The organism is Acinetobacter chinensis, assembly GCF_002165375.2.
GTDB lineage: Bacteria > Pseudomonadota > Gammaproteobacteria > Pseudomonadales > Moraxellaceae > Acinetobacter > Acinetobacter chinensis.
The window spans coordinates 2931088-2949242 of sequence record NZ_CP032134.1 but is presented as its reverse complement, the minus strand read 5'-3'; the positions used below and the strand labels follow the sequence as shown (position 1 = coordinate 2949242).

Below are 18155 nucleotides of genomic sequence, written 5' to 3'. Positions count from 1 at the left end.
AGACACATGATTGTATAAGCACGTTACCGAATATCTGATGAATACTGAATAGCCTGGGTTTTTATTGTTGTATGATCATGAAAACAGGGAAAGAGAACAGGATAAGATGCTGAATGGCTCGCTGAAAGGGCAAAATGAAATTCGCATGATCTGGCTGATGGTGCTGATCATTGTGGCAGTCAGTGCATGGTTTCTGAAAACACCGGTCGTGACTTATATCTGTGTGGTTGCCCTGGTGATCAGCGTGATGCAGTATGTTGACGCTGTGCAGAAACCGCTGGATGAGCTGTCTGTTCAGTATCAGTACACATCGGAACCGACCTCTAAAACGCCACTCTACATTGCTTCCGTACTTGCTTTTGCAGGTGGATTTACGGATCTGCAGTGGCTGACCGCACTGGGTGTTACAGCGTGGATTTTTTTCTTTCTCAGATGGTTACAGCGTCTTGAGCTTGCACTAAACAGGTTGCAGTTTCAGATCCGACATAGAAAAACGGCAGATCATATCGCTGAGCCCTTTCAAAGTGTGAGTGAAGAACAGCGTCAGTCACATAATGCTGAAACAGAGCTCAGTCTGAGTGGGCAGATCAGACAGTGGATATTTACAGGTAATCCAGTGTTAAAGGTGGCGATATCAGTTCTGATCGCAGGTCTTATTTTGCTGCTCAGATTTGCTACCGAGCACTGGCAGCTGAGTCTGGCGCTCAAGCTGGTTATTGTTGCAGGTTTCAGTGCGATGATTGCTGGGGGCGGATATACACTGTTTTCCAGAAACAGAAGTTTTGCACTGGCGCTGGAAGGTCTGGGTATCGCTGGGCTGTTTCTGACGCTGTTTTTTGCCTATTACAATTCAGTCATAGCATCATTATTGTCAGCCAGTCTGTGTTTTGCGGTCATTATGGCAGTCACAGTCTGGCTCAGTCTGAAACAGCAGTCAGTTGAGCTGTCTCTGATGGCGATGCTAGTCGCTTATGCCGCACCTTTTACATTGCCTGTGCGGGATGCAACAGCACCTGAACTGCTGAGCTATTATCTGGTCATCAATCTGAGCATAGCGCTGTTAAGCACACTCAGACCCTGGAAATATCTGAACCAGATCGCCTTGCTGATGACGGCTGTGGTCGGTGGTGGTTATGCTTTTGCTCATGCCGCGCTGATTGAACGTCCAGCCCTGAGTCTGCTGGTTCTTGCACATGCCGCTGTATTTATATGGATCGGTTTCCGTTTCAGTCAGTTGCTGGCAAAGCATGATTTCAACAGCTTCAAGCTGAAACCTGTGCTTGATTTGGCTGTGATTTATGGAACACCTCTGACGGCATATTTTTTCCTGTATCTGATGTACTTTGAGTTGCCATATCAGCAGGCAGCTTTCAGCCTGTTGTTTGCTGGCGTTTATCTGTTGCTGTATTTGTGGTGTCGTAACCGACAGATTATTGAGCTGATTGCACAGAGTTATTTCAGTCTGATGCTGATTTTCCTGGCACTGATTCTCCCCATTTTACTGCCTGAACAATGGAGTGTAATCGGCTGGGCTGTGGAAGGAGCAGTGGTTTTTATTTTTGCACTGTACCGGAAGTCCATGCTGAGTCAGTATCTGGCGATGGGGCTGCTCAGTGTTGCAGGACTGAATGGGTTATATAGTCTGGTAAATTCAGACAGTTTTCCTTTCATCATGGGGTGGGGGTTAAGCCTGAGTTATCTGTCGGTTGTTCTGATGGCTAACAGGAGAGCCTCGTTCCGCCAGCAGCAGAATACCTTCAGTGTGATTTTTTTCGGTATGCTGATGTTTTCAGCCATGATTATGCTCCTGGCAGTCTTGCTCGATCTGTTACATGGACCTGATCAGTTATTGCATACATTGCTGATCTGCTCAGGACTTCTGCTGCTGATCAATGAATATCTGAAATACTGTAAAGCTAGCTGGACCTGGCAGATTCCTGAATGGGCAGGACTGTTGCCACTGAGTGCTGTGGCTGCCTGGTTACTCATGCGAAATATGCATGACGGCATGCTGGTCTGGTCAGATCTTTATACCCGTACAGGATTTGCAGTCGCTGCAACTGTATTAACCCTGATCTGGTTAAGACCATTGTCAGGACTAAAAATGGCAAAAGAATGGGTCAGCCTGGGGGCTTTATCCAGTTTAAGTGCGGTCAGTCTGACACTGTTTCCTGGCATACCATTCATCAGTGTGGTGATTCTTCCTTTACTGTTTGCTGTGTGGTGTTTTAAACAACCGTCTGACAGTACATGGCGGTTATGCTGGCAGAGCAGAAGCAGTCTGTGTTTACTTATGCTCTGGATGATCTGTTCTCAGCTCTATTCCCAACAGGCGTTTCATGCTTATTTTGTCCCTGTACTGAATCCGTTTGATGTGGTCAGTATTATGGTACTGATCGGTTTTATCTGGATGCTGACGCTACAGATTCATTCGGGACTGGACCGCAGTCTGGCTGCAGTGCTCGTGGTGCTCGGTGTTTTATGGTTAAGTAGTTATGTTTTACTCAGAGCACTGCATATCTATGCTGCGACACCGTATAACGATATGTCACTGTGGAAAAATGGACTGGTTCAGTTAAGTCTGACACTGTTATGGGTAGGGCTGGCATTTGTTGCGATGAGCACCGCAAGCCGTAAACAGCTGAAACCTGTGTGGTTGCTGGGAGGCAGTCTGCTCGTGATCGTGACACTGAAACTGGTGCTGTTTGATTTATCACATATCGGAACATTAACCAGGGTTATTTCTTTTCTGGGTGCAGGCTTTGTCATGCTGATCATTGCGTATATAGCACCGATGCCAGGACAGAAAAATGAATCTGTATAATGCTTTCTGAACAGGCAGAACATCCCACTTTTTATACAGCAATAAAAAAAGCCTTCATGGAAGAAGGCTTGTCCGGATTTTATTTCAGGTCAGGTTCACGCTTAATATTCTGTGTATTTGCATACTGATCCAGGTCAGCATTACTCAGAGGACTTTGCGAGTGTAGAGGACGGTCTACAAAACCAATTTTTGGCACAGGAATTTCGATCTGATTTTCCACAAAACGGTTACGGATCATTTCATGGATTTCATCTTTGGCTCTTAAATAATTGTCCTGCTTACACCACAGTGCAAACAGCAGTTCAATGGATGACTCACCAAAAGCAGTGACTGTCACCTGAGGTTTTGGGTCGGCCAGTACACGTGGATAGTCACTGGCAACATCCAGTAAAACTTCACGGACTTTGTTGATGTCTTCATTGAAATTGATGGACAGGCTGATAGGAATCCGCCGTATGGGAAACTTGGACAGGTTATGAACGGGTGCGCGGATCAGCTGTTCATTGGGCAGACGGATATAAATGTTATCAATGGTCAGCAGTTTTACCGACAGCAGATCAATCGAAATCACTTCACCCTCGATCACATGACCACGGATTAAGGTCAGCTGAATGGTATCCCCAACCTCGAAAGACCCTTCACCAATCAGAAACAGACCACTGATTAAGTTGGAGGCTGAAGTTTGTGAGGCGAAACCCAGAGCGACCGTCAGAATACCCGCGGCACCTAGGAAAACACTCAGCTTGAAACCGGCTTCCTTTAAACTGGTGATCACAAACAGCATGAAAATAAAATAAAAAATACCACGACGCCAGACCAGTCGCTGATGTGCATTAAACCGTGCGCCAATGGTTCGGATAAATGCATTGGAAATCAGTCGGGCGAGAAAAAATCCAATGACACAGAGCACCAGTGCAACCAGTAACTCACTGAGTCGGTCTGTGTTGATATTGGTAAATACGCCTTTAAAACTGTCGGCAATATCTTTGGGAATACTTGTTTCAGCCATCATGTACTCCTAAAAGAAAGAATCAAACATATTGAACAGCGCACCACCCGGTGAACGTGGTGGATGTACATAAACCACTTCACCAGCCAGTGGCGGTGTCCTGTTTTCAATACGGACACGGGCAGGGCGGTCATTGCCTTCATACAGCACTTTAATCTGTGAGGTCCACAGACGTCCTGTGCTTTCACTGTGAAATAAAGGCAAGGCTGGGACAGGCACATTCATACGGTCAAAACGCAGCTGATGACTACTGACATTATGAAAATCAATGGGAGTGACAGCACGAAAAGCACGGGGTTTTAAGGACTTCAGTTCGGTACGTCCATCGACCGCTGTGGCATAACACATTTCTCCTGAACGGTGGTCAGGTCCAAACCAGGTGTCTTTAGGCTGAATAACGGGAATATCAAACAGAGGTTCTTTCTGCGCCTGCACAAAACCTGCCACCCAGAGAGGCGTACTGATATAGAGCGTCCCACGCTGTCCAGCAGGAATGTAAATAGGGTCTACGGGACGGATCACCACCGAGCGGTCAGCAAGTCTTGGCATGAGCTGAAATGTATTGTGTGTTTCACGGAACATATAGCGTTCAACATGCACAGGCTGTGGAAAACCAAAACTGACATCATTGATGCAGCTCCATTGCTGTTCATAGTCATACTGGAACTGTGGACGATAATATTCAAGCCGCCATTCCTGTAAGCCACGGGTCAGACGCATCATCATCGAGCCAAACTGCCAGGCCTTGGACTGATACAGCTCAAACTGCTGTTCGCCCCACCATTTCAGATTTGGAAGTTCGGGTTCCAGGTGTTCAGTATTTTTTGACAACTCTACTTTCCCTATATCTTTAAATCTTAAAAACAGACTTCACGCTGTCATGCGCTTAGAGTACACTCAAAACAAGTTTAATCATTAATATAAGTTGTAATGCAAGCGCTTAAACAATTACAAATACCATATAGTTTTGCAAAAAGACATGGCGTGCTGATCCGTTACGAAGGCGATCAGGCTTATATTGTCCGCCGTGAAAACACGCCTTTGTCTGCGATTCAGGAAGCCCGCAGATTTCTTGGCTATGTGGCACAGCATCAGCTGTATACAGATCAGGAATTCAATAAAATTCTGAGTTCAAGTTTTGCAGGAGACACAGGGGAGTCTCAGCAGGTGGCAGCAGGGCTTGAAGACCATCCTGATTTACTCAGTCTGGCAGATCAGGTACCCGAAACTGAAGATCTGATGGATCAGGAAGATGATGCTCCTATTGTCCGTTTAATCAATGCCTTGCTCTCAGAAGCAATCCGTGTCGGTGCATCCGATATTCACATTGAAGCATTTGAAAAGAAACTGTCCGTCCGTTTACGGGTTGATGGTCAGTTGCGCGAGATTGTTCAGCCACGCCGTGAACTTGCACCTTTGCTGGTTTCACGTATTAAAGTCATGGCAAAACTGGATATTGCTGAAAAACGTATCCCTCAGGATGGACGTATTTCCTTGCGTCTCGCAGGTCGTGAAGTGGATGTCCGTGTATCAACCCTGCCATCGTCACATGGGGAGCGGGTGGTGATGCGTCTGCTGGATAAACAGGCAGGACGTCTGAATATGACCCACCTTGGGTTAATGCAAAGTGACTATGATCGTTTAACAACACTGGTTCACCGTCCGCATGGCATTATCCTCGTGACAGGTCCTACAGGTTCGGGTAAAACCACGACGCTGTATGCCGCACTTTCAGATCTCAATGATGGTTCTAAAAATATCCTCACTGCCGAAGACCCTATTGAATATCAGTTGGAAGGGATTGGTCAGACTCAGGTCAACAGCAAAGTCGATATGACCTTTGCTCGTGCTTTAAAAGCCATGCTCCGTCAGGATCCGGATGTGGTCATGGTCGGTGAGATCCGTGATCTTGAAACGGCAGAAATTGCAGTTCAGGCATCACTGACAGGTCACCTGGTATTATCAACACTGCATACCAATACAGCCATTGGTGCTGTGACCCGTTTAAAGGACATGGGGATTGAGCCGTTCTTGCTGGCGAGTTCACTTATTGGTGTGATTGCACAGCGTCTGGTTCGGACTTTATGTTCACATTGTCATACCTGGCGTGAAGCTGACAGCTTTGAAAAAGATATTTTTAAACCTGTCAGCTCTGAGCTGACTTTAAAACTTCCAGTGCCGAAAGGTTGTGATCATTGTTCCCATACGGGTTTTACAGGGCGTACTGCAATTTATGAAATTGTACCTGTGGATGAGCAGATGAGACGTTTGATTCATGGCAATGCTGCTGAATATGAGCTTGAGGAATATGCGCGCCGTGAGGCAGGTTCAATCCGTGATGATGGTTTACGTAAAGTGCTGGCAGGTAAAACCACGATGGAAGAAGTTTTACGTGTGACCAATGAAGCGGCTGAGTGAAGAAAGGAATATTCATATTAGGTTTTGAATTTTTAACTATTGTAGACTGAGTATTATTTAAGATATCTATTTAAATTCGTGGAACAATAGTTAAATACCTGGCGTGAAACGTGAAAAATCCATAAAAAGCCCAACTTGGAAAAGCTGGGTTTTTTATTGCATGATAAGGTTATGATTTAAAATAGGAAATTAAATCTATTTCGCATAAGGTGTATTATGTTAATTTTAGAAAAAGTTAAAAGTATTTGAGAGCGTAATAAATGAATAGTATTCATGAAATTATAGAAAAAATACAAAATGAATGGGAGATCGAACCTAAGAAAGCTATTCATAAAGGTATTGAATGTCCCTTTCCTTTACGATGTTCATTAAATCCAAAAAACAAAATTTACCCACTAATACTTCAAACACTTTTGCCAAAAGCATTAGAGGATTTTTATACAATATCTAATGGTGCAGATCTATTTATAGATCAAGAATATGGACAATGGGGATTAAAATTATATCCTTTTGAGGAGATAACTTTTGCTTCAAAAATTTATAAAAGTAGTCGAAAGGCTGATGCTCTTCAAAGTGACTTAATTATTGGGGAATTTTATGGAGATTCAGACTTATTGTTAGTTCGATGTGATCCTGATAGTGATGATTACGGCTCTATTTTGGTTGTCTTACCTATAGATCAACGACAAGATTGGTATATTGTTGCCAATACTTTTGAAGAGTTCATTAATAAATTTTATGAATCTCAGGGTGATAAATTCTGGGAACATTAAAGTATATGTCGGATATTAGCTCCATTTAATATAATGGGTGTTATGTGAAATAATTTCTCTATTTTTATTTAAAATCAAATAATTAATTAGATATTGGTCTCTTGTTTAAAAAAGCCGATTATAAAAATCGGCTCCTGAGCAATCATCTGAATTCTTTAATACATCAAACAATTACATTGAGCGTCACATCAATATTGCCACGGGTTGCATTGGAGTACGGGCAAACGATATGCGCAGCATCCACTAGTTTTTGTGCTTCTGCCTGCTCCAGACCTTCCAGGTGAATATTTAACTTCACTTCAATCCCAAAACCCGTTGGAATCGGACCAATACCGACTTCACCTTCAATATATGCATCAGGCGTAATTTTTAACTGATCGCGGTTGGCAACAAACTTCATTGCACCCAGGAAACATGCAGAATAGCCCGCAGCAAAAAGCTGTTCAGGATTGGTTCCACCACCTGCACCGCCCATTTCCTTTGGCACAGCTAACTTTACATCTAAAATATTATCGGAAGAGGTCGCACGACCATCACGACCACCTGTTGCTTTGGCATGTGCGGTATAAACAACTTTTTCTAAAGACATCTCTGTTCCCTGTTATCCGAGTCTGAAAACATATCCTGAATGAAAATATCCAGAGTGTGCGCAGTTATTTTGTAAAAAACGGGAGGGTAATGTTTACAGGATGTGTTTGAGTTCTAGCCTGAGCAGCTGAGTTTTATGGTCAAAATAAAAGAAAACAGTGGTTTGATCTGAGCAGGTATACAGATATCGCTTATCCATTGATGAAAAGGCATCACCAATGGATAGATCAGTCAGACCTGTTTTACCATAACTCTGCAATTTTTTTCATGAGTTTTGCACGAAGTGGTGCAGCAGGGTTTCCAGGATTCCGCAGTGTTTCATTTTCATAAAACTTTTGCCAGGTCTGAACCATTTCCAGGCTGACTCCCTGATGCTTAAAACCATTCACATCCTGGGCAGTGATATTGTTCAGTCGTTTTTCAGCACCATCAGGTCCCGTTCCCCAGCCAATAATTCCCTGACTAAATTCAGGCAGTTTCATATTGCCAGGTGTAGGAGGTAACGGCAGTCGTTCAATTGAAGTGTTCAGCTGTGCAGAAGGGTGCAGGTCTTTGGAAATGGCTGTATCTGCGAAACTGATCATGGAGGTTGAAAGAAGCAGGGTTGCGATAAGGGAAAATTTAAGCATGGAAATTTATAAAATAAAATGAGAATCATTATTATATGTGAAATGTTTTAATAATATTATGGAAATAACAGAAATTTTTAAACAGTCGTGAATGGATCAGTAGTTCAGCAGGACACGATGTTGCATCAAGGGCATGGAAGCACGGACAGCATTCTGTTCAGCCAGGTCAAATGGTACGGTAATCAGTTGAGCACCTTCGGCATGAACAATGTCCAGAAGCTGACCACGACTGTTTGCTGCACCTGCATGTCCCCAGGTCTGACGTTTTTCACCGTGCCATCCCTGCTGAGCTGCACCAAGTATTTCACACTGACTGTCCATAGCCCGAGCCTGTAACAGTAACTGCCAGTGCATCTGACCGGTTGTATAGGTAAACGCTGCTGGTGCAGTCAGTATATTTGCACCTCGGGCACGAAGTGTTAAAGCCAGTTCAGGAAAACGCAGGTCATAACAGACCATTAAGCCAATATTGCCAAAAGGTGTTTTTGCTACAACCACATCTGTACCAGGTTCAAAAAACATGGATTCCTGATAACCACCGACGGCATCACCCACCTGCACATCAAACAGATGGATTTTGTCATAACGGGCTTCTGTCCGTTCAGGACTGATGCACAGGCTGACCGTGCGGACACGTCCATCTTCAATCACAGAACCATCTGGACGGAAAGGGCATGGGAGTGTGCCTGCTACAATCCAGATCTGATGCTGATGTGCCAGCTGCTCAAGCCGTTGCTGAATTTCTTCAAAACGGGCAGCTGTTTCACGTTGTTTACCTGCGGCAAAGCAGACAAAATTTTCCGGAAAAACAATCAGAGAAGCACCCTGAGCTTTACTTTGCAGAATCAATGACTCAATCACACTGAAGTTTGCTTCAATGTTATTCTGAGAGTTCATCTGAACAATGGAAAGTAAAGTCATGTGCTGTCCCTGCAGATCTGGAAATTAAGCGTTTTGCTTGGCAGATGCTGAATCCAGGTTAACCTGTTCCTTTTCAAGCTGTTTTACCAATGGCTCAAACATATTCTGGTTGTTTTCATTGAGCTTCATCAGTGTTTTGTGGGCGTCAAGAACTGTACCCAGCATTGTACCGTGAGTGATGTTGTCATCCAGTAAAGCCTGTGTGCAGACATTTGGATCACCGCAGTAATTTAAAATCACAAAAACCTGACCCAGCCCCATGCTGTTTGCAAGAGTTGTAATATCAGGGTTAGTAGACAGCATAACTGCCTGAATATGGTGAACCTGTTTCAGTTTTAAACCGAGTTTCGCCAGGATTCCCAGAACAGTACTGTCAATGAACGTAGTTTCTGTTAAATCAACGATAGCGCCGACTACATTTTGCTGCTGTTCAATTCTGTTTAAAAGTTTGTCTAGACTGATGCAGGATTGGGCACGCACTTCGCCAATAAGCTTAAAAATATGCGTTCCATTCAAGCTTGCATATTCAACATGACCTGTTGACATAAAAATGCCATTTGCAGAGAAGGATGTGAAAATTATCACATAGGGACACTTCAGACTCAAGTAGCCTGGAGTCGTATTGCATGTTAAAAAAACTTAACTGTTTGAAAATTAAATTAATTGATTCGACGTAAACTTAGTATGGCAATGTCATCTGCAACATGATCAGGGGCCTGGAATGATTGATTCTGCAAATGGTAGACCAGTTTTTCAAACTGTTCGTTGAGACCGCCGTCGAAAGGTTCCAGTGCGCCATCTGAACAGATAATGAACCGTGCATGGCGGTTCAGGATACATTCAAATTCTTCAACTTCCAGGTCTTCAGTCAGTCCTAAAGGAAAGCTGCTGGTATTCAGAATACGGGGTGTCTGATTGGGTTCAAAAATAATGGCAGGAGGATAATGTCCGGCACTGGACCAGCGCAGCTGATGAGTCTCCAGGTTCAGAACACCAGCAATCATGGTGATGTGCTTTTCAATATTTTCCTGAACCAGCATGCCGTTGAGTTTCTTGATCAGTTCGCGTGGGGTTTTGGAGCGACCGTGAAAGGCAGCCATCCAAGAGGTTAGCAGACTGCTTGTGACACCATGCCCAGAAACATCCGCCAGATAGAACATCAGCTCTTTATCGCTGATTTTCCAGTAGTCATACCAGTCTCCGGACAGATAAGCCGATGGCTGAAACAGCGTTTCAACTTTATAGTTGATCAGTTCGATGGGATTGGGTAACAGACATTTCTGAAGATCTGCTGCGGAAGGCAGATCACGACTGTCCTGATTTCTTTTATATTGCGCATCAATTTTCTGTAGCGCATGTTCAGGATTTGCAGGCAGACGGCTCCAAGTCCAACCAGCAAGCGCACCCAGTTCCCAGGCCTGGGAAAGGGCAGTACCTTCATTATCAAAAGCAATCACAACTGTCGGTAATGACCATTGATACGTCAGAAAGTCCTGAACATCTGCAATAGCAATAATCGTTGGATCATACAGGTCAATATCTTCAATATGTATCATCTGAACACCGGGTAATGTATTAATTACCTGATTCAGAAAGGGAATATCGCGTGTTGGCTGAATGAAATACATAAGGTCTGTGATTGATCCAATGCGTACCTGAAAGGACTACTATAACAATCAATTGAGTACCAAAGGAAGATGATGCCACCTTTGGTATGAATTTTTACAAATTATTCAGATGGATTCTGAGAGGACTCTGAGTCTTCATCAGAGAAGTCATCGCCATCATCTATAAAGGAAACAGCTCCATCATCCCCTTTTTTCTGTGCGATTTCGAACTTTTTATGCTGTAGATAGATGTCTCGGATCGCAGCATAGCGGTCGCCCTGAAGTACGCTTTCAGCATCGAGCAGATTGGCACGGGTATCAATACCGCCCCAGATGGTATTTCCCCAGGCTAAACCATCCTGATTATTATTGTCGAAAATATAAGTCAGTGGTTTTGCATAAGACTCAGCAGGATAGTCAAGTGCATTACGGAAAGTGCTTGGTCCAAGGACTGGCAACATAATATACGGACCACTTGGTACGCCATAATAGCCCAGTGTATCTCCGAGGCTTTCTTCTTCTGTGGACAGTCCAAGTCTACGGGCAGGATCAGCAAGTCCCAGTGTGGTCACTGTATTGATGGTTACGCGAGCCAGTGTTTTTGCTGCACGGGTGAAGCGACCCTGTGCAACCTGGTTTACAGCATTCCATGGTTCTCCCATATTTTTGCGGAACAGACGATAAGAGCCACGGACATTTTCAGGAACTTTAGCTTTATATTGAACTGAAACAGGACGGATGACATGACGGTCAACACTGTCATTCAATGCATAAATCTGACGGTTCAAAGGCTGTAATGGATCTTTGATTTCATCAGGCTGTGCTGCATTTGCATCCACTTTTAAATCTTTAGCCTTAATATTCTTTAATTCTTTCAGTGATTCAAGGCGAGGGTATTTAGGCGCAGCTTCTCTGACGGTTCCTTCTTCAACTGCATTTGTATCGGTTGAATCGGCAAAAACAGGGGAGACAAGCCCAATGCTGAGTAAACTTACCCATAAATATTGAGAATATTGCATATATAAAATCCTGAGTCCTGAATTCAGAAAAAATTAATCATGGATTAAAGTCGTTATGAATTCATCTTAAAGCATATGAATGATGCGTATTAAAACAAATTTGCTTAAAAAATGTAGATAAATAAGATAAATTGTGTAAAAACCCACCAAACAAGAAGAAAAACAAAAAAAAGATGTCTGAGGGGGTTGTGTTGGATGTGAAATGCTGTAGAATGCACATCCATCGGCGGTGATGAAGATTAAAACTTCTGATAAAACAGTAGCTTAGCATAGAATGGTTAAGTTGGGTTTTAGAAAGAAAGTTTAAAATAATTTACATTACATGTTGACTTTGAAGAGATTCAGAGTAATATAGCCGACCTAGCTTGATGCTGACGAAGCATTGAGAAGATCATTAAGAGAATATGAAGAACAACTTGTGTGGATTTTTACTGATTGATCGATCGAAATTATTTTCATTGATTGAATGGTTTAAATTACTCGAAGTTTATTTGAGAGAATTTGTCAGAAAATTGATGAGCCAAGATTGGCACCCTTTAAGGTGCTAGCAAGTATTAAACTGAAGAGTTTGATCATGGCTCAGATTGAACGCTGGCGGCAGGCTTAACACATGCAAGTCGAGCGGAGAGAGGTAGCTTGCTACTGATCTTAGCGGCGGACGGGTGAGTAATGCTTAGGAATCTGCCTATTAGTGGGGGACAACATTCCGAAAGGAATGCTAATACCGCATACGCCCTACGGGGGAAAGCAGGGGATCATTAGACCTTGCGCTAATAGATGAGCCTAAGTCGGATTAGCTAGTTGGTGGGGTAAAGGCCTACCAAGGCGACGATCTGTAGCGGGTCTGAGAGGATGATCCGCCACACTGGGACTGAGACACGGCCCAGACTCCTACGGGAGGCAGCAGTGGGGAATATTGGACAATGGGGGGAACCCTGATCCAGCCATGCCGCGTGTGTGAAGAAGGCCTTTTGGTTGTAAAGCACTTTAAGCGAGGAGGAGGCTACTCTGGTTAATACCTGGAGATAGTGGACGTTACTCGCAGAATAAGCACCGGCTAACTCTGTGCCAGCAGCCGCGGTAATACAGAGGGTGCGAGCGTTAATCGGATTTACTGGGCGTAAAGCGTACGTAGGCGGCTTTTTAAGTCGGATGTGAAATCCCTGAGCTTAACTTAGGAATTGCATTCGATACTGGGAAGCTAGAGTATGGGAGAGGATGGTAGAATTCCAGGTGTAGCGGTGAAATGCGTAGAGATCTGGAGGAATACCGATGGCGAAGGCAGCCATCTGGCCTAATACTGACGCTGAGGTACGAAAGCATGGGGAGCAAACAGGATTAGATACCCTGGTAGTCCATGCCGTAAACGATGTCTACTAGCCGTTGGGGCCTTTGAGGCTTTAGTGGCGCAGCTAACGCGATAAGTAGACCGCCTGGGGAGTACGGTCGCAAGACTAAAACTCAAATGAATTGACGGGGGCCCGCACAAGCGGTGGAGCATGTGGTTTAATTCGATGCAACGCGAAGAACCTTACCTGGTCTTGACATAGTAAGAACTTTCCAGAGATGGATTGGTGCCTTCGGGAACTTACATACAGGTGCTGCATGGCTGTCGTCAGCTCGTGTCGTGAGATGTTGGGTTAAGTCCCGCAACGAGCGCAACCCTTTTCCTTATTTGCCAGCACTTCGGGTGGGAACTTTAAGGATACTGCCAGTGACAAACTGGAGGAAGGCGGGGACGACGTCAAGTCATCATGGCCCTTACGACCAGGGCTACACACGTGCTACAATGGTCGGTACAAAGGGTTGCTACCTAGCGATAGGATGCTAATCTCAAAAAGCCGATCGTAGTCCGGATTGGAGTCTGCAACTCGACTCCATGAAGTCGGAATCGCTAGTAATCGCGGATCAGAATGCCGCGGTGAATACGTTCCCGGGCCTTGTACACACCGCCCGTCACACCATGGGAGTTTGTTGCACCAGAAGTAGGTAGTCTAACCGTAAGGAGGACGCTTACCACGGTGTGGCCGACGACTGGGGTGAAGTCGTAACAAGGTAGCCGTAGGGGAACCTGCGGCTGGATCACCTCCTTAACGAAAGATTGACGATTGGTAAGAATCCACAACAAGTTGTTCTTCATTGATGTATCTGAGGGTCTGTAGCTCAGTTGGTTAGAGCACACGCTTGATAAGCGTGGGGTCACAAGTTCAAGTCTTGTCAGACCCACCATTCTGACGAATCAGCACAGAAACAGATATATCGGGATCTTAACTGGGGACTTAGCTTAGTTGGTAGAGCGCCTGCTTTGCACGCAGGAGGTCAGGAGTTCGACTCTCCTAGTCTCCACCATCACATTAAGTGAAGTTCTGAATTATAGAATTTAGTGAATATGACGATCATCTGATCTCAGTTTATTAAGTTCTGTGATTTATCACAGTTTGCTACCTGCTGACGAGGCGGTAGTTAATCATTAACAGCATATATTTGAGTTGAAATAAATTGTTCATACTCATGACCGACATTAACACTGACAGTAATTTATTACTGTGATGTGAAAATGAAGGAAATGAGAAACTAGCGATTAAACTGAATCAAGCGTTTTGGTATATGAATCTAATTGAAGCTGTACAGTGATTAATTTCACAGACGCCAACTGTATGAGAGTGATGAGAAATCGTCGCGATCTGTTGCTCATCCTACTTGTAGGGATGAACGACTGTTTGGGGTTGTATAGTCAAGTAATTAAGTGCATGTGGTGGATGCCTTGGCAGTCAGAGGCGATGAAAGACGTAATAGCCTGCGATAAGCTCCGGGGAGGCGGCAAATATCCTTTGATCCGGAGATTTCTGAATGGGGAAACCCACCTGCTATAAGGCAGGTATCGTAACATGAATACATAGTGTTACGAGGCGAACGAGGGGAAGTGAAACATCTCAGTACCCTTAGGAAAAGAAATCAATTGAGATTCCCTCAGTAGCGGCGAGCGAACGGGGAACAGCCCATTAAGTCATATAAGCTTTAGTGGAATGCTCTGGGAAGTGCAACCATAGTAGGTGATAGTCCTGTACGCGAAAGGGCTTATATGATGATGTCGAGTAGGGCGAGGCACGTGAAACCTTGTCTGAATATGGGGGGACCATCCTCCAAGGCTAAATACTCCTGACTGACCGATAGTGAACCAGTACCGTGAGGGAAAGGCGAAAAGAACCCCTGTGAGGGGAGTGAAACAGATCCTGAAACCGCATGCATACAAGCAGTGGGAGCCGACTTGTTCGGTGACTGCGTACCTTTTGTATAATGGGTCAGCGACTTATATTCAGTAGCAAGGTTAACCGTATAGGGGAGCCGTAGGGAAACCGAGTCTTAATAGGGCGTTCAGTTGCTGGGTATAGACCCGAAACCGGGTGATCTATCCATGAGCAGGTTGAAGGTTGGGTAACACTAACTGGAGGACCGAACCCACTGTCGTTGAAAAGCCAGGGGATGACTTGTGGATAGGGGTGAAAGGCTAATCAAACTCGGTGATAGCTGGTTCTCCCCGAAAGCTATTTAGGTAGCGCCTCGGACGAATACCATTGGGGGTAGAGCACTGTTTCGGCTAGGGGGTCATCCCGACTTACCAAACCGATGCAAACTCCGAATACCAATGAGTACTATCCGGGAGACAGACTGCGGGTGCTAACGTCCGTAGTCAAGAGGAAAACAATCCAGACCGCCAGCTAAGGCCCCAAAATTATAGTTAAGTGGGAAACGATGTGGGAAGGCATAGACAGCTAGGAGGTTGGCTTAGAAGCAGCCACCCTTTAAAGAAAGCGTAATAGCTCACTAGTCGAGTCGGCCTGCGCGGAAGATGTAACGGGGCTAAAACTATATGCCGAAGCTGCGGATTTGCAATTTATTGCAAGTGGTAGGGGAGCGTTCTGTAAGCCGATGAAGGTGGATTGAGAAGTCTGCTGGAGGTATCAGAAGTGCGAATGCTGACGTGAGTAACGACAAAACGGGTGAAAAACCCGTTCGCTGAAAGACCAAGGGTTCCAGTCCAACGTTAATCGGGGCTGGGTGAGTCGACCCCTAAGGCGAGGCCGAGAGGCGTAGTCGATGGGAAACTGGTTAATATTCCAGTACTTGTGTGTAATGCGATGAGAGGACGGAGAAGGTTAAGTCAGCCTGGCGTTGGTTGTCCAGGTGGAAGGATGTAGGCATGTATCTTAGGCAAATCCGGGGTACTCTATGCTGAGATCTGATAGCAAGCTGTACTTGTACAGTGAAGTGGCTGATACCATACTTCCAGGAAAAGTCTCTAAGCTTCAGTTACACAGGAATCGTACCCGAAACCGACACAGGTGGTCAGGTCGAGTAGACCAAAGCGCTTGAGAGAACTCTGCTGAAGGAACTAGGCAAAATGGTACCGTAACTTCGGGAGAAGGTACGCTGCCGGCGGTGATTTCCCTTGCGGAATGAGCGGCCAGCAGCCACAGAAACCAGGCCCCTGCAACTGTTTATTAAAAACATAGCACTCTGCAAACACGAAAGTGGACGTATAGGGTGTGATGCCTGCCCGGTGCTGGAAGGTTAATTGATGGGGTTAGCGTAAGCGAAGCTCTTGATCGAAGCCCCAGTAAACGGCGGCCGTAACTATAACGGTCCTAAGGTAGCGAAATTCCTTGTCGGGTAAGTTCCGACCTGCACGAATGGCATAATGATGGGGGCGCTGTCTCCAGCAGAGGCTCAGTGAAATCGAATTCGCCGTGAAGATGCGGTGTACCCGCGGCTAGACGGAAAGACCCCGTGAACCTTTACTGCAGCTTGACATTGAACTTTGATCTTACCTGTGTAGGATAGGTGGGAGGCTTTGAAGTAGTGACGCCAGTTGCTATGGAGCCATCCTTGAAATACCACCCTGGTAATATTGAGGTTCTAACTCTGTCCCGTTATCCGGGACGAGGACCATGTCTGGTGGGTAGTTTGACTGGGGCGGTCTCCTCCTAAAGAGTAACGGAGGAGTACGAAGGTGCGCTCAGCGTGGTCGGAAATCACGCGTAGAGTATAAAGGCAAAAGCGCGCTTAACTGCGAGACCCACAAGTCGAGCAGGTACGAAAGTAGGTCTTAGTGATCCGGTGGTTCTGTATGGAAGGGCCATCGCTCAACGGATAAAAGGTACTCTGGGGATAACAGGCTGATACCGCCCAAGAGTTCATATCGACGGCGGTGTTTGGCACCTCGATGTCGGCTCATCTCATCCTGGGGCTGAAGCAGGTCCCAAGGGTATGGCTGTTCGCCATTTAAAGAGGTACGCGAGCTGGGTTTAGAACGTCGTGAGACAGTTCGGTCCCTATCTACCGTGGGCGCTGGAAATTTGAGAGGATCTGCTCCTAGTACGAGAGGACCAGAGTGGACGAACCTCTGGTGTACCGGTTGTGACGCCAGTCGCATCGCCGGGTAGCTATGTTCGGAAGGGATAACCGCTGAAAGCATCTAAGCGGGAAGCCTACCTCAAGATAAGATTTCCCTAGGACTTTATGTCCTCTAAAGAGCCGTTGAAGACTACGACGTTGATAGGCTGGATGTGGAAGCACGGTGACGTGTGAAGCTGACCAGTACTAATTGCTCGTGAGGCTTGACTATACAACACCCAAACAGTTGTTGTATAAAGCTCAGTTGATTCGATATTCATCAGAATGACTTGATTCAGAATCGCAACAGTATGACAATGTTCCAACTCAGATAGAGCTGTTAATAACTCATTTGGAAAAAGCATTGGCATCTAAATAAGACCAAAGCAAGTATCCATAAACAGTTGTGCTGGCGACAATAGCAAGAGTGAACCACCTGATCCCTTCCCGAACTCAGAAGTGAAACCTCTTTGCGCTGATGGTAGTGTGGGGTTACCCATGTGAGAGTAAGTCATCGCCAGCTCATTATTCCTAAACACCCTCAATCATTTGATTGAGGGTGTTTTTTATTGTCCAGTGAAAGGAAAAGTAAAAGCTATTTCAGTCGGGTCATGCTTAAACCTGCTGCTTTGCTGTAGCTGATTTCAAAAATCTGATTGTCCGGGTGCTGAGCAATACAGAGTTCCCCGTACATTACAGTTTTATAGCCTAAGCGCTGCTGCACAAAATTCATCAGTTCAGTCCGTTTAGGAATCAGCTCCTTCATGTAGTCTCCCCATACTTCAAAGAACAGAGGAGGAAAACCACAGTTTTTTAGGGTATGGACACTGCCTTCGAGTACTTCAAGCTGGTTGCTCTCTGTTTCCATGATGAAGAATGATATTTCTGAGATGCATTCAGTGAAAATGAATCCGAAATTATCTGCTGTCTTGTTAATTTTAAAATTCTTCTGTATGTTTTTTAATAAAATTAT

12 protein-coding genes, 2 tRNA genes and 3 rRNA genes are annotated in these 18155 nt (G+C 45.1%); 8 read left to right on the top strand and 9 right to left on the bottom strand.

Annotated features, from left to right (window positions below; all coding sequences use genetic code 11):
* The first annotated feature begins 106 nt into the window (after nt 1-106).
* Nucleotides 107-2824, top strand: coding sequence for a DUF2339 domain-containing protein (locus CDG60_RS14915; RefSeq protein WP_087513022.1), 2718 nt, complete (start codon nt 107-109; stop codon nt 2822-2824).
* 79 nt (nt 2825-2903) lie between these two features.
* Here CDG60_RS14915 and CDG60_RS14910 read toward each other — a convergent pair whose 3' ends face one another.
* Both CDG60_RS14910 and CDG60_RS14905 read right to left on the bottom strand, forming a co-directional pair.
* Nucleotides 2904-3833, bottom strand: a complete 930-nt coding sequence (locus tag CDG60_RS14910; RefSeq protein ID WP_087513021.1) for a mechanosensitive ion channel family protein — start codon at nt 3831-3833, stop codon at nt 2904-2906.
* 9 nt (nt 3834-3842) lie between these two features.
* Nucleotides 3843-4664, bottom strand: a complete 822-nt coding sequence (locus CDG60_RS14905; RefSeq protein WP_087513020.1) for a DUF432 domain-containing protein — start codon at nt 4662-4664, stop codon at nt 3843-3845.
* Between the two features lie 99 nt (nt 4665-4763).
* Here CDG60_RS14905 and gspE point away from each other — a divergent pair, with 99 nt between their 5' ends.
* Together gspE and CDG60_RS14895 are read left to right on the top strand one after the other, a co-directional pair.
* Entirely contained in the window at nt 4764-6251 is a 1488-nt protein-coding gene (gene gspE / locus CDG60_RS14900) for a type II secretion system ATPase GspE (protein WP_087513019.1), read from the top strand.
* A gap of 260 nt (nt 6252-6511) precedes the next feature.
* Nucleotides 6512-7024 carry an SMI1/KNR4 family protein gene (locus CDG60_RS14895; RefSeq protein ID WP_087513018.1) on the top strand — a complete coding sequence of 171 codons (513 nt, stop codon included), beginning with the start codon at nt 6512-6514 and terminating at the stop codon, nt 7022-7024.
* A 163-nt stretch (nt 7025-7187) separates the two neighbouring features.
* On the opposite strand, the gene CDG60_RS14890 is transcribed toward CDG60_RS14895, so the two are convergent.
* From CDG60_RS14890 to CDG60_RS14865, 6 genes are all read right to left on the bottom strand, one after another.
* Nucleotides 7188-7613 (bottom strand): organic hydroperoxide resistance protein, encoded by a 426-nt coding sequence (locus CDG60_RS14890; RefSeq protein ID WP_087513017.1) that lies wholly within the window; start codon nt 7611-7613, stop codon nt 7188-7190.
* A 241-nt stretch (nt 7614-7854) separates the two neighbouring features.
* Nucleotides 7855-8241: a DUF4951 domain-containing protein gene (locus CDG60_RS14885; RefSeq protein WP_087513016.1), complete on the bottom strand. Its 387-nt coding sequence runs from the start codon at nt 8239-8241 to the stop codon at nt 7855-7857.
* A 96-nt stretch (nt 8242-8337) separates the two neighbouring features.
* Nucleotides 8338-9162 (bottom strand): carbon-nitrogen hydrolase family protein, encoded by an 825-nt coding sequence (locus CDG60_RS14880; RefSeq protein WP_087513015.1) that lies wholly within the window; start codon nt 9160-9162, stop codon nt 8338-8340.
* 24 nt (nt 9163-9186) lie between these two features.
* The gene (gene gigB / locus CDG60_RS14875; protein WP_087513014.1) at nt 9187-9708 is read right to left on the bottom strand and encodes an anti-anti-sigma factor GigB; all 522 of its coding nucleotides are present in this window, start codon (nt 9706-9708) and stop codon (nt 9187-9189) included.
* Nucleotides 9709-9821: 113 nt separating this feature from the next.
* Nucleotides 9822-10790 carry an RsbU family protein phosphatase GigA gene (gene gigA, locus CDG60_RS14870; RefSeq protein ID WP_087513013.1) on the bottom strand — a complete coding sequence of 323 codons (969 nt, stop codon included), beginning with the start codon at nt 10788-10790 and terminating at the stop codon, nt 9822-9824.
* A gap of 101 nt (nt 10791-10891) precedes the next feature.
* Nucleotides 10892-11788 carry an MlaA family lipoprotein gene (locus CDG60_RS14865; protein ID WP_087513012.1) on the bottom strand — a complete coding sequence of 299 codons (897 nt, stop codon included), beginning with the start codon at nt 11786-11788 and terminating at the stop codon, nt 10892-10894.
* 556 nt (nt 11789-12344) lie between these two features.
* Here CDG60_RS14865 and CDG60_RS14855 point away from each other — a divergent pair.
* The 5 genes from CDG60_RS14855 (at nt 12345) to rrf (ending at nt 17705) form a co-directional block, all read left to right on the top strand.
* A 16S ribosomal RNA gene (locus CDG60_RS14855) occupies nt 12345-13881 on the top strand.
* A 59-nt stretch (nt 13882-13940) separates the two neighbouring features.
* Nucleotides 13941-14017, top strand: a tRNA-Ile gene (locus CDG60_RS14850).
* A gap of 44 nt (nt 14018-14061) precedes the next feature.
* Nucleotides 14062-14137 (top strand) — tRNA-Ala (locus tag CDG60_RS14845).
* A 383-nt stretch (nt 14138-14520) separates the two neighbouring features.
* Nucleotides 14521-17414: ribosomal RNA gene (locus CDG60_RS14840) — 23S ribosomal RNA — on the top strand.
* 176 nt (nt 17415-17590) lie between these two features.
* Nucleotides 17591-17705 (top strand): 5S ribosomal RNA (gene rrf / locus CDG60_RS14835).
* Together the 16S, 23S and 5S rRNA genes with 2 tRNA genes alongside form the textbook arrangement of a ribosomal RNA operon.
* A 72-nt stretch (nt 17706-17777) precedes the next feature.
* Here the strand turns inward: rrf and CDG60_RS14830 are convergent.
* The gene (locus tag CDG60_RS14830; protein WP_119023835.1) at nt 17778-18050 is read right to left on the bottom strand and encodes a hypothetical protein; all 273 of its coding nucleotides are present in this window, start codon (nt 18048-18050) and stop codon (nt 17778-17780) included.
* Nucleotides 18051-18155: the final 105 nt, after the last annotated feature.

Coding starts and splice junctions, on each gene's coding strand:
- CDG60_RS14915 (WP_087513022.1), top strand. CDS start 107: ATGCTGAATGGCTCGCTGAAAGGGCAAAATGAAATTCGCATGATCTGG.
- CDG60_RS14910 (WP_087513021.1), bottom strand. CDS start 3,833: ATGGCTGAAACAAGTATTCCCAAAGATATTGCCGACAGTTTTAAAGGC.
- gspE (WP_087513019.1), top strand. CDS start 4,764: ATGCAAGCGCTTAAACAATTACAAATACCATATAGTTTTGCAAAAAGA.
- CDG60_RS14895 (WP_087513018.1), top strand. CDS start 6,512: ATGAATAGTATTCATGAAATTATAGAAAAAATACAAAATGAATGGGAG.
- CDG60_RS14890 (WP_087513017.1), bottom strand. CDS start 7,613: ATGTCTTTAGAAAAAGTTGTTTATACCGCACATGCCAAAGCAACAGGT.
- CDG60_RS14885 (WP_087513016.1), bottom strand. CDS start 8,241: ATGCTTAAATTTTCCCTTATCGCAACCCTGCTTCTTTCAACCTCCATG.
- CDG60_RS14880 (WP_087513015.1), bottom strand. CDS start 9,162: ATGACTTTACTTTCCATTGTTCAGATGAACTCTCAGAATAACATTGAA.
- gigB (WP_087513014.1), bottom strand. CDS start 9,708: ATGTCAACAGGTCATGTTGAATATGCAAGCTTGAATGGAACGCATATT.
- gigA (WP_087513013.1), bottom strand. CDS start 10,790: ATGTATTTCATTCAGCCAACACGCGATATTCCCTTTCTGAATCAGGTA.
- CDG60_RS14865 (WP_087513012.1), bottom strand. CDS start 11,788: ATGCAATATTCTCAATATTTATGGGTAAGTTTACTCAGCATTGGGCTT.
- CDG60_RS14830 (WP_119023835.1), bottom strand. CDS start 18,050: ATGGAAACAGAGAGCAACCAGCTTGAAGTACTCGAAGGCAGTGTCCAT.